11 protein-coding genes are annotated in these 12,211 nt (G+C 45.3%); 9 read left to right on the top strand and 2 right to left on the bottom strand.

What is annotated here, in order from left to right; translation table 11 throughout:
* The first annotated feature begins 10 nt into the window (after window positions 1–10).
* Both dcd and apbC read left to right on the top strand, forming a co-directional pair.
* A complete protein-coding gene (gene dcd / locus HVMH_RS05330) occupies window positions 11–634 on the top strand; it encodes a dCTP deaminase (protein ID WP_029908664.1) in 624 nt (207 codons plus the stop codon).
* Between the two features lie 101 nt (window positions 635–735).
* On the top strand, window positions 736–1,860 hold the full coding sequence (gene apbC, locus HVMH_RS05325; protein WP_029908662.1) for an iron-sulfur cluster carrier protein ApbC: 1,125 nt from the start codon (window positions 736–738) through the stop codon (window positions 1,858–1,860).
* 77 nt (window positions 1,861–1,937) lie between these two features.
* Here the strand turns inward: apbC and HVMH_RS05320 are convergent, their stop codons facing one another.
* Window positions 1,938–3,662 carry a PP2C family protein-serine/threonine phosphatase gene (locus HVMH_RS05320; RefSeq protein WP_051622948.1) on the bottom strand — a complete coding sequence of 575 codons (1,725 nt, stop codon included), beginning with the start codon at window positions 3,660–3,662 and terminating at the stop codon, window positions 1,938–1,940.
* Between the two features lie 24 nt (window positions 3,663–3,686).
* Window positions 3,687–3,986: an STAS domain-containing protein gene (locus HVMH_RS05315; RefSeq protein WP_029908658.1), complete on the bottom strand. Its 300-nt coding sequence runs from the start codon at window positions 3,984–3,986 to the stop codon at window positions 3,687–3,689.
* A gap of 295 nt (window positions 3,987–4,281) precedes the next feature.
* Here HVMH_RS05315 and metG point away from each other — a divergent pair, with 295 nt between their 5' ends.
* The 7 genes from metG to HVMH_RS05280 all read left to right on the top strand — a co-directional run bounded on the left by metG (window position 4,282) and on the right by HVMH_RS05280 (window position 12,208).
* Window positions 4,282–6,330: a methionine--tRNA ligase gene (metG, locus tag HVMH_RS05310; protein WP_029908656.1), complete on the top strand. Its 2,049-nt coding sequence runs from the start codon at window positions 4,282–4,284 to the stop codon at window positions 6,328–6,330.
* Between the two features lie 160 nt (window positions 6,331–6,490).
* Window positions 6,491–7,069 carry an electron transport complex subunit RsxA gene (gene rsxA / locus HVMH_RS05305; protein WP_029908654.1) on the top strand — a complete coding sequence of 193 codons (579 nt, stop codon included), beginning with the start codon at window positions 6,491–6,493 and terminating at the stop codon, window positions 7,067–7,069.
* A gap of 15 nt (window positions 7,070–7,084) precedes the next feature.
* Window positions 7,085–7,654, top strand: a complete 570-nt coding sequence (gene rsxB, locus HVMH_RS05300) for an electron transport complex subunit RsxB (protein ID WP_029908652.1) — start codon at window positions 7,085–7,087, stop codon at window positions 7,652–7,654.
* Window positions 7,651–9,804 carry an electron transport complex subunit RsxC gene (gene rsxC, locus HVMH_RS05295; protein WP_029908649.1) on the top strand — a complete coding sequence of 718 codons (2,154 nt, stop codon included), beginning with the start codon at window positions 7,651–7,653 and terminating at the stop codon, window positions 9,802–9,804. Before rsxB ends, rsxC begins: the two co-directional genes overlap by 4 nt.
* Window positions 9,801–10,841 carry an RnfABCDGE type electron transport complex subunit D gene (locus HVMH_RS05290; RefSeq protein ID WP_029908647.1) on the top strand — a complete coding sequence of 347 codons (1,041 nt, stop codon included), beginning with the start codon at window positions 9,801–9,803 and terminating at the stop codon, window positions 10,839–10,841. The genes rsxC and HVMH_RS05290 overlap by 4 nt, the downstream gene beginning before the upstream one ends.
* A gap of 10 nt (window positions 10,842–10,851) precedes the next feature.
* Entirely contained in the window at window positions 10,852–11,505 is a 654-nt protein-coding gene (gene rsxG, locus HVMH_RS05285) for an electron transport complex subunit RsxG (RefSeq protein ID WP_029908638.1), read from the top strand.
* Window positions 11,498–12,208, top strand: coding sequence for an electron transport complex subunit E (locus tag HVMH_RS05280; RefSeq protein ID WP_029908636.1), 711 nt, complete (start codon window positions 11,498–11,500; stop codon window positions 12,206–12,208). Before rsxG ends, HVMH_RS05280 begins: the two co-directional genes overlap by 8 nt.
* The last annotated feature ends 3 nt before the right edge of the window (window positions 12,209–12,211 follow it).

Here is a 12,211-nt window from a genome sequence, read left to right as displayed (position 1 = left end):
GAAAAAGACTATGAAGTTAAGCGATAGAGATATTATCCAGCATTTAAAAATCGGCAAAATCGGAATCGAGCCTATGCCTGATCAGAGCAAAATCAAAGGCATTAGCGTCGATTTAAGGCTCGATAACAAATTTCGTGTCTTCAATGATCATACCGCCCCTTATATCGATCTGAGTGGTCCAAGCAATCAAATGCAAAAAATCATGGACACGATAATGGGCGATGAAATTACCATTGCTGAAGGTGACGCTTTCTTCCTGCATCCAGGAGAATTGGCATTGGCGGCGACATTTGAGTCCGTCTCTATTCCGGATGATTTGGTCGGCTGGTTGGATGGGCGCTCCAGTCTGGCCAGACTTGGCTTGATGGTACACGTTACCGCGCACCGAATTGATCCAGGCTGGAATGGACAAATCGTATTGGAAATATTCAACAGCGGTAAGCTGCCATTGGCACTAAGACCTGGAATGGATATTTGCGCCATCAACTTTGAAACCTTGTCCAGTGCTGCAATTAAGCCTTACAACAAACGCGCAGATGCAAAGTACCGCGACCAGAAAGGCCCAACTGCAAGCCGCATCACTCAAGATCAAGCTCGCAATATGGACGAGCGCCAGCTTGACCTACTAAGCTAAACGCTAACAAATAAAAATCAAGCTAAAATCTACCAGGTTGGGGGGTTACCTCCCTTCCAAATGCCAGCAACTCTAAAATTTAACCTTATGAGGACGTTACCATGAGCTTCCTAAAAAAAATATTCTCTTCCGCTCTCAGTGAACCTCTACAGAATGACTTGGAATCCGCCATTCACAACCTGAATATTGAAGGGGTTGATAGCTCTGTCTTTCATGACAAAATACTAAAAGATGCCAGTTTTAAAAAAGGTATTCTTAGCCTTGATATCAGCTTGCCTTTCGCTGCGCGCTCATTATGGCCTGCTCTGGAACAACAACTCAGTCATACGCTCCTTCAGAATGAAGAAGTTAAAGAAATCAAAGTCAGTTGGGCTACTGACATTATTACCCACCAAACTCAAAATCAGTCGCAACCACTGGCAGGGGTTAAAAACATCATTGCAGTGGCATCCGGTAAAGGCGGTGTTGGTAAATCCACAACCAGTGTGAACTTGGCGTTAGCACTTCAACAAGAAGGCGCAAAAGTTGGAATTCTAGATGCTGATATTTACGGTCCAAGCGTTCCGACAATGCTTGGTATTCACGATAAGCCACAGACATTGGATGGCAAAAGCATGGAACCTTTAGAAGCCCACGGCCTTAAGCTGATGTCTATTGGCTTTTTAATTGACCCTGCGGAACCAATGATTTGGCGTGGGCCTATCGTCACACAGACACTTATGCAGTTGTTGAAAGAAACAAACTGGTCAGACTTGGATTATTTGGTAATTGATCTTCCTCCAGGAACGGGAGATGTTCAACTTACCTTATCACAGCAAATCCCGGTGACGGGTGCGGTTGTGGTAACAACCCCACAGGAAATTGCTTTAATTGATGCTCGCAAAGGTTTGAAAATGTTTGAAAAAGTAAATATTCCAATTCTAGGCATTATTGAAAACATGAGTACACATGTCTGTAGCCAATGTGGGCATGAAGAAGCTATTTTCGGCGAGCATGGCGGTGCCACTCTGGCAACGGAATCCAATACCAAACTGCTTGGACAACTTCCACTAGACAGTCATATCAGAATTGGAATGGACACAGGAAAACCTGCACTGGTTGAACAACCTGCTGGAGAAATTGCCGGTCGTTACCGCCAAATGGCCTGGGCAATTGGCAGTGACATTGCTTTACAACGAAAAAGCTATGCATCAGTGTTCCCCAACATCGTGGTGGAGAATAGCTAAGACTTTAAGGCATTTGATGAGTGGATAAAAGAGATGTGGCATAGCCGCTTTCTTCTGAGAAAATCTGCCTAAAAACTCTAGGCTTCGTTGAGTGCCTCAGGTTGTTGCCAAACAAAAACGGCGGTTGCGGTTGCATTATCCAAGTCCAACGTCAGAGATTGACACAGTGCTTTCACCAACAGCAACCCTCTCCCGGAAAACGCGTTTTCTTTAGCTTCAGCCATTAACTGTTTTACACTCTGATGGTCATTTTCGGACTCGCTGAATGAAGAATGAGAAACTCGAATCTCTATCTCTCCAGAATGCTGACTTTTCGGAACCTGTTTGACACAGATGGTGATTTTACCGTCTTCCAACGTCGACAAACGTTGGTTCTTAAGTTCGCTAAACTTACTGAACCCGTCTGGTTGATCCTTAATGGATGAATCAAGATTCAATAAACCGTGCTCCACCGCATTGGCATAAAGCTCAGATATCACCAAGTACAAGTCTTCTTTAAAAGAAATCAACGGCTGCATGACCATAATGGCGTCCACAATCCCTTCTGTTGGATTGCCGTTAACGCGAATATTCTTATGACAAAAATCAAACGTTAACCGCCATTGTGTTGACGGCTTAACCTCAATATTAGATGACCTCAAAAACTTTTGTTTGTTCTCACTAAGAATCTCGTTCATTGATAACTTGATAATCGTAACATCATCTTCAAACAAAGGCTCGGCACTAAAGAGTTTTGCCGACTCGACCAAATCATTAATTGTAGGATTATCATGCGATGATATTTCATGGACTAGACGCTCTAAGCCAAACATTTTGCGCTTGGCATCCATGACCTCCACAATACCATCCGTGTACAAAAAGAAACAATCTTCTGGCTCCACCTCAACACGTAAGAAATCCAGCGACATCTCATTGGTATTCAAGATACCCAAAGGCGGTGAACTCGACGCATACTCCTCGGTTTCTCTTGTTTGAGTATTCAACTGGATAATAGGCTGCATACCGGCGTTAAAGATAGAAACCAACTTTCGATCCGGTTGAATCTTAACCATGATGCAACTGAAGAAAATATGCGTTGGCAGTATTTCTTCCAACTTGCTGTTGATAACACTCAACACCTCGGAAGGTGTACGCCCTCTTCGCACCATGGAATAGAAAACTTCCGCAACAGGAATCGCGCCGATTGCTGCTGGTAAACCATGCCCAGTAAAATCTCCCAGCAATACCAATACACTTCCAGAAGGCATCACTGTAGAAAGAAAGACATCTCCGTTAAAAATCGAAGCTGGCTTAATGTGTGTTTCCAAACCTGGAACCAACTTTCCAGGACCATGTACAAACTTCTCGAAAATACGCTCAGCAGAACGGTGTTCAAGCTCCAGGTTTTTGTGTAAAGAAGAAATGGTTTGATTCGACTTATAAAGCTCTGTCGTCAACTGTTTCATGCGCAATAGAGACAATATCTTGGCTAGAAACAACTGCTCGGAATAAGGTTTTTGCAAGAAGTCGTCAGCACCAACTTCAAGGGCTTTTTGTATCGCCTCGGAACACACTTCGTTCGTCAAGATAAAAACGGGAATCATTTGATTTGACGAGTTCGACTTAATCTTCTCAACCAAGTCGTATGCGCTCATAAAAGGCAAGGTTAATTCAGAAATAACCAGATCAACTGGTTCTGACTCGAAAATTTGATAGGCATCCAAACCATTGGATGCAAGCAGAACGTCATAACCGTTTTTTTCAAGAACGAGCTTTAAATAAAAACGGTTTGTTTCGGACGGGTCAACTACGAGAATTCTCAAAGCAGCCCTCTCAATTACTGCCAGCTAGACAATCGTGAACAATTGGTCAAATTTCGCCACCTTTAGAATATTCATTACTTCTGGAGTCACATTGGTAAACTCGATTTTCGCAGGATTACCGCCTGTTTTCTCTCGAAGCAACAACAACATACCAAGTGCCGAACTGTCCATATAAGTGGTCTCTGACAGGTCTATCACGAACTTGGATGCCGAATCTAAGTGCTCATTCAACGTCCTGTTGAAATCATCGTAGCAACTAATATCAAAATTCCCTTTAATGTAGATATTCACCACACCATCATTCACCTGAGTTTTTACACCCATGATTAAACCTCCCCTGTAGCACAATGCATTGTTTTGAGTGCGTAACGACACAATCCATTTTAACACCTGATAAAACCAAGGTTAATGCCGCTTTGGGTCATATTAAATCAGACTTATGCCGACTGCAATTAAAACTTCACCAAAAGTCACTCTTCAAACCATAGTTTTTTTGATTGCACCATGCGCAGCTTTAAGTATCGAAAAAAACCCTTACTTTCTGCTTCTTTTGGCAAAAAACGTCCTCAAAAAGCATATAATGTTTGTCCAAATTTTTAGATAAATGATTCAGAAAACAATGACACAAACAGCTAGCCGAAAAATCCTGATTACAAGCGCGCTTCCATACGCAAACGGTCCTATTCACTTGGGGCACTTGGTTGAATATATCCAAACCGACATTTGGTCTCGCTTTCAGAAAATGCGAGGAAACGAGTGTTATTACGTCTGTGCAGACGATGCTCATGGAACCCCGATCATGCTACGCGCACAAGCCGAAGGCATTGCGCCTGAAGAGTTGATTGCACGCGTCTCTGAAGAACATCAACGTGACTTTGCCGGCTTCAACATTGCTTTTGATCATTATCACTCTACGCATTCACCGGAAAACCGTCATTTTGCTAGCTATATCTATGAACAGCTAAAAGCAAAAGGTCATATTTCACGTAAAACAATTACCCAGTTTTATGACCCGGAAAAACAAATGTTCTTACCGGATCGTTTTATCAAAGGAACCTGCCCTAAGTGTAAAGCAGAAGATCAATACGGCGATAACTGCGAAGTTTGCGGGGCAACCTATAGCCCAACCGAACTTTTGAACCCAAAATCTGCTGTATCAGGCGCCACGCCAGTTGAAAAAGAAACTGACCATTTGTTCTTTGAATTAGATCACTTCGGCGACATGCTGAAAGAATGGACTCACAAAGGTCACCTTCAAACACAAATCGCCAATAAACTTGACGAGTGGTTTGAGTCAGGACTTCGTGGCTGGGATATTTCACGTGATGCCCCTTACTTCGGATTTGAGATTCCAGGTGAACAAGATAAGTTCTTCTATGTGTGGTTGGATGCACCAGTCGGTTATATGGCAAGCTTCAAAGCGCTTTGCGATAAGACCGGTATCAACTTTGATGACTTCTGGAAACAAGGCAGTGACGCCGAACTTTACCACTTCATCGGTAAAGACATCATCTACTTCCACGCTCTTTTCTGGCCTGCAATGTTATCCGGTGCGGACTTCAGAACACCAGATGCTATTTTCGCTCATGGCTTCCTGACGGTTGACGGACAAAAAATGTCGAAGTCCCGCGGTACATTCATCATGGCAAAAACCTACTTGGATCATCTGAATTCAGAATACTTGCGCTACTACTTCGCTACCAAATTGAACAGCCGCATCGACGATTTGGATTTGAACATAGAAGACTTCGTCCAACGCGTCAACTCTGATCTTGTCGGTAAAGTTGTCAATATTGCAAGCCGTTGTGCCGGATTCGTGGTGAAGAAATTTAACGGCAAATTGGCTGACGACTTTTCGGATAACGCCAAGTCGCTTTACCAGTCTTTTGTTGCTGAATCAGAAATGATTGCTTCACTTTACGAAAAACGTGAATACGGTCAAGCGATGCGCGAAATAATGGCATTAGCCGATAGAGCTAACGAATACATTGATGAAACAGCACCTTGGGTATTGGCAAAACAAGAAGGCAAAGAAGCTGAACTTCATGAATCCGTAAGTGTCGGCATCAACCTGTTCCGCGTACTGCTGACTTATTTGGCGCCCGTTCTGCCAGAAACCGCTGAAAAAGCACTCGGTTTCTTACAGCTCAACACTTTAGACTGGAATGCGATTGAATCGCCATTGATGGGTCATACCATTCAAAAGTTCCAACCACTAATGACTCGAGTTGAAATGGATGCCGTTGAAAAAATGATTGAAGATTCCAAACAAAGCATGCCTGCGGCTCAACCTCAAGCAACAGCGCCTGCAGCTGCAAACGCGGATATCGACCCTATTGCACCGGAAATCACATTTGACGACTTTGCCAAGCTGGATTTTCGTATCGCAAAAATCGTCAATGCTGAAGCAGTACCGGAAGCTGATAAACTATTAAAGCTGACACTGGATATCGGCCTGGAACAGCGTCAGGTATTTGCCGGTATCAAATCGGCCTATCAGCCTGAAGAGTTGGTTGGCAAGCTGACGGTCATGGTCGCCAACCTAGCCCCAAGAAAAATGCGTTTTGGCATGTCCGAAGGTATGGTCCTCGCTGCCGGTCCTGGCGGCAAAGACTTATTCATCTTAAATCCTGATGAAGGCGCTCAACCTGGAATGCGTGTAAAATAAGCTATTGCGGGCTTTCACTTAAGCTCGCCAATAATCTTTACTTATGCGTTGGTCTTTAAAATCTCAGCTGTTTCTGTGCAATTTTTTTGACTATACTGTGTTGTTTAAGCTTGCTTCGATAAGGCTTTAACGAACTTAAAGCAAATAACGACGGAATAATATGACAGAGTATTTTGTAATCCTAATCAGTACCATTTTGGTAAACAACTTCGTGCTGGTTAAATTCCTAGGGCTTTGCCCGTTCATGGGTGTTTCCAAGAAGACCGATGCCGCGGTCGGCATGGGCTTGGCAACTACCTTTGTTATGACGCTGTCTTCCGTTTTAAGCTACCTAATCAATACCTATTTACTGGTTCCCTTCCACCTGGAATTTTTGCAGACCATCGGTTTTATCTTGGCGATTGCCGCCGTGGTTGGTTTTACTGAAATGGCTATCCATAAAACCAGTCCAGTTTTATATCAAGTATTAGGCATCTACATCCCGCTGATTACCACTAACTGTGCTGTACTAGGGGTTGCCCTGTTGAATGTGGGCGAACGTCACAACTTCTTGGAATCTGCACTCTATGGTTTTGGCGCGGCAGTTGGTTTCTCTTTGGTCATGGTGCTATTCGCATCCATTCGCGAACGCGTTGAGTATGCAGATGTTCCTAAGCCTTTTCAAGGCGTTCCAATTGCTTTGATAACCGCTGGACTCATGTCCATTGCCTTTATGGGCTTTGGCGGTCTCGTCAAGTAAGGAAAAACACATCAAATGATTTCCGCCATACTGATTTTCTTAGGGCTTGCATTGGTTTTCGGCTTATTGCTGGGATTTGCCGCTGTCCGCTTCAAAGTTGAAGGCAATCCAATGGCGGATCAAATCGACAACATCCTGCCGCAAACGCAATGCGGACAATGCGGTTTTCCAGGCTGTCGCCCTTATGCGGAAGCGTTGGCAAATGGAGACTCCGAAGTGAATCTGTGTGTTCCGGGTGGACATGAAGTCATGATTCATATCTCGGAAATCACCAACCGTGAACCCAAAGAAATGGAAGAAGTTCCGGAAGCTGCAGAGGGCAAAATTGTCGCCATTATTGACGAAGACACCTGTATTGGCTGCGTCCACTGCATCAAGGCATGCCCTGTGGATGCAATTGTCGGCGCAACAAAACTCATGCATACCGTTATCGAATCCGAGTGTACCGGTTGCGAAAAATGTGTACCCGTTTGTCCTGTAGACTGTATCACCATGATTCCGATAGAGCCTACATTGCAAAACTGGAGCTGGGCAGAACCTGACCCAACGGCAAGTACTCGCCCGTTAATTGAGAAGTTTTCATGAAAGTCAGTTTCTTTAAATTTCTTGCCAAAATCTATCCTATGGCGAAGCGTCGACTTTATCGTTTCAGTGGTGGCGTTTTTCCTCGCTACAACAAAAGCTTGTCGAAACAGCACCCTATTCATAAGAGCTTTATCCCGGACGAGTTGATTCTGCCTCTTCACCAACACGTCGGTGTCGAGACTGAACCAAAAGTTCAGGTGGGTGACAAAGTTCTCAAAAACCAATGTCTTGCTGAAAGCAAAAAAGGTCTAAGCGCCCCAGTGCATGCACCGACATCCGGTGAAATCATCGCCATTGAGAATCGTACCCTTCCTCATCCATCCGGATTGACCGGGCTTTGCATCGTGCTGAAACCGGATTTCAAAGATGAGACCATTGATAACATTTTGAAAACCGATGGCAAAACACCATCGGATCCTAAAGCATTAAAAGAACTGGTTTACCGAGCAGGTATCGTGGGCATGGGCGGAGCCGGCTTCCCTACTTTTGCCAAAATACCGGATGAAAAAGGCAAAATCCACACCCTACTGGTCAACGGTGCTGAGTGTGAACCCTTTATCACCTGTGATGATATTTTGATGCAGACGCATCCTAAGGACATTATTCGTGGCGCGATGATTGTCGCCGAGGCTTTAGGTTGCGAGCGCATTATCTGCGGCATCGAAGACAATAAACCTGAAGCCATTGAGTGCATGCAGGCAGCCGTGGCAGAACTCGCCCCCCCCAACCTGGTAGAAATTCAACCTGTTCCAACGGTTTACCCGATGGGCGGACAAAAACAGCTGACACAGCAACTGACGGGTATTGAAGTACCTGCACATGCACATGCGGTCGACATCGGTCTATTGATGATGAACGTCGCCACCTTTGCTGCTATTTTTCATGCCGTACGTCACGGCAAGCCTTTGACATCACGTTATGTGACGGTTTCCGGTTTGGGGCTGAACCGCCCATTCAATATCGAAGCATTGATAGGAACGTCCTTTGAGGATTTAGTTGAGCTTGCAGAACCAAAAACCAAACTCAATTATCCCCTTGTACAGGGTGGCCCGATGATGGGCTTTGAAATGCCAAACAATCATGTACCGGTCATTAAAACCACTAACTGTATCCTGGCGAATCCACCGAAGCCCGCCGAAATGGTGATGCCTTGTATTCGCTGTGGAGAATGCATGGATGCTTGCCCGGTCAATCTATTGCCTCAACAACTGTACTGGCATGCTCGCAGTCATGAGTTCGACAAGGCAGAAAAACTCAATCTATTCGACTGCATCGAATGCGGATGCTGTAGTTTTGTGTGCCCAAGCCATATCCCACTCGTACAATACTACCGCTTTGCCAAAGGTGAAGTGAAAAAGAACAAGCAAGAAACTTTGTCGACCCAACGTGCGAAAGAACGTCATGAGGCAAAATTGGCACGTGAAGAACGCATCAAACAAGAGCGTGAAGCGAAACTGAAAGCCAAAAAAGAAGCCGTTAAGCGCAAAGCGGCAAGTGAAGCCGGGCAAGAAACTGCTACTCAAACGCCCGAGAAAAAAGCACCTGCTGCTGTGGTAGCCGCTAGAGCGGCGGCCGCTCGTAAAAAAGCTGCACAATCAAATGATGTCACAGCCACTGAAGAAATGAAAGTTTCTGCGAGCGAAAAACAGTCTGATGCACCGCTATCTGCAAGGGAAAAAGCAATTGCCGCAGCCAAGAAACGCGCGCAAGCCGCTACAGATAAATCTGAGTTGACACAAAATTCCTCTAGCTCCGATAAATCCGCTTCGCCTGCTATGTCCGCACGCGAAAAAGCGATGGCTGCCGCCAAAAAACGTGCACAGGCAGCTAAAAAGTCGGAAAGCATGGTTTCACAATCCGAAACCATAAAAGATGCCACACCAGATACTTCTGATGAGAATGAGCCAAAGTTGGATGCAAAGACCCGAGCACGTTTAGCGGCACAGAAGCGTGCTCAGGAAATGGCTGCAAAACATCAAGCACACACAGACCAAACGGAAATACCTACACAGCAAGAAAACACTGCGGAGGTGGAAGAAAAGCCAGTGGTCGACAAGCGTAAAGCAGCAATGGAAGCTGCGAAAAAACGTGCCGCCGCACGTAAGAAACCCCAGCCTGACAATACTGAAACATCAGGAAGTGATTCATGAGCGATAACTCATTATTTAATACCGCAACCTCTCCTTTTACGCATGATGTCGTTTCTGTGCGCAAAACCATGATTCAGGTGCAATATGCCGCCTTCCCAGCATTAATGGCGCATATTTACTTCTTTGGTTTTGGTATCATCATCCAATGGGCGCTGGCTGTTTTAACGCTTTTGGTTGTTGAAACGGCAATGCTTAAGCTTCGTGGTCGCCCAGTGATTCCTTATCTAGCCGATCTGAGCGGCTTGATTACCATCACCGGTATCGTATTTTGTATTCCGCCAGAAGCCCCTTGGTGGATCATTGTGTCGGGCGTAACCTTTGCGCTGATTTTCGGTAAGCATCTCTATGGCGGATTGGGCTACAATCCCTTCAACCCGGCTATGCTCGGCTATGCCTTCCTATTGATTTCATTTCCAGCGCAAGTCACCCAATGGACACTGCCTGCTGAAGTATCAGGGCATCACCTCAGCTTCATGGAATCCGCATCGGTGATTTTCTTCGGTCACGCGGATATTGCTATCGACCAAATCACTGGCGCAACCCCATTGGGAGAAGTGAAAACAGCGCTTTCTACAGGTATACCCGTCGGAGCAACACTGAACAGTGCCACTTTCGGAAAAGACGCTTTCCCAATTGGTTGGGGAGAAGTCAACTTGGCTTTCTTATTGGGCGGTTTGTGGTTGCTGTATAAACGTACTATCCGTTGGCAGTATCCAGTTGGCTTTCTTGGTGCATTGGCAACCATGGCGTTTATATTCCACCAAATCGACCCAAGTACCTATGCGCCAGTAAGCTACCACTTGCTCTCTGGTGGCGTAATGTTGGCGGCTTTCTTTATCATTACCGACCCGGTCACTTCAAGCACCACTCCAAGAGGGAGATTGGTCTATGCGATTGGCATCGGTATTATGGTGTATATCATTCGTAACTGGGGAGCTTTCCCAGATGGCATCGCTTTTGCCGTATTGATCTTGAACATGTTCGTTCCTTTGATTGACCAATACACAACACCGCGCGTATTTGGACACAAAAAATAGAGCTTTCACTATGACAGAGACAACGGAAACACCCAAAAACACTCAAAAAGCTTCTATCTTCCAGCAGATGTTTAAGTCTGCAAGAGTATTGAGCCTCTATGTGCTGCTCGGTGTTGGTTTATTGTTGGCGGTTAAATTTGTCACTCAAGAGTTGATCGACAACGCGGAAAAAGAAAACAAACAGGCGGCTTTTAACGAAGTGCTACCCGCATCCAGCTACGACAATGATCCTCTCAAAGACACCAAGAACCTCACCAATGAAGCCTTGTTGGGTTCAGAAACCCCTGTCACCTTCTATCGTGCTCGAAAAGACGGCAAACCTGCCGGCGTCATCTTCGAAGCGGTTGCACCTGACGGTTATAGCGGTAAAATCACAGTCTTGATAGGTGTGTATCCTGATGGTCGCATTTCTGGAGTGCGTGTTTTAAAGCACAAAGAAACCCCAGGTTTAGGCGATAAAATAGAACTCAGAAAATCCAACTGGATACTTTCTTTCAATGACATGAACCTTCGTGATGACAACGCTGCCAAGTGGCGCGTGAAAAAAGACGGTGGTATCTTTGACCAGTTTACCGGTGCGACGATTACGCCAAGAGCAGTCGTCAAAGCAGTGAGAAAAGCACTGACATTCGTCAATCAGCAAGGAGCAAAACTCTATGACTGACACTACGCAGAAAACTTCTTGGAGTGATTACTCCAAAATCGCCCGCAACGGCCTTTGGGACAACAACCAGGCACTAGTTGCCATGTTGGGGCTTTGCCCTTTGCTTGCCGTCACCAACAACACCGTCAATGGGCTTGGACTTGGACTTGCCACCATGGTTGTTATGGTGATTTCAAATGTTTTGGTATCACTGATTAGAAACCACGTTTCGCCGGAAATCCGCATTCCTATTTTCATTGCCATCATCGCTTCGGCAGTGACAATTATCGACATGATGATGAATGCTTACCTTCACACACTACACGGCATTCTGGGCATTTTCATTCCCTTAATTGTTACCAACTGTACCATTCTCGGGCGTGCTGAAGCCTATGCTTCCAAAAACCCAGTTGATAAATCTTTTATCGATGGACTTTTCATGGGGCTTGGTTTCACTGCCGTTTTAGTCGTACTGGGCGCGATGCGTGAGATTATCGGTAATGGTACTCTTTTCGATCAAATGAACCTGATGTTCGGTGACGCCGCTAAAGGTCTAACCCTTTATATGCCATCTGACTTTCACCCGATGCTGTTGGCAATTTTGCCCCCGGGTGCATTCATCGGCTTGGGTCTGTTGGTGGCGCTGAAAAATGCCATCGAGCAAAGACGTCTTGCAAAGAAAACCAATGCACTAGGTATACAAGTTGCAATCAACCAATCCTAATCT

Origin of the sequence: Hydrogenovibrio marinus (assembly GCF_013340845.1) — a bacterium.
GTDB lineage: Bacteria > Pseudomonadota > Gammaproteobacteria > Thiomicrospirales > Thiomicrospiraceae > Hydrogenovibrio > Hydrogenovibrio marinus.
Note: the sequence above shows the minus strand (reverse complement) of the source record. Positions and strands in the feature narration are given on the sequence as shown.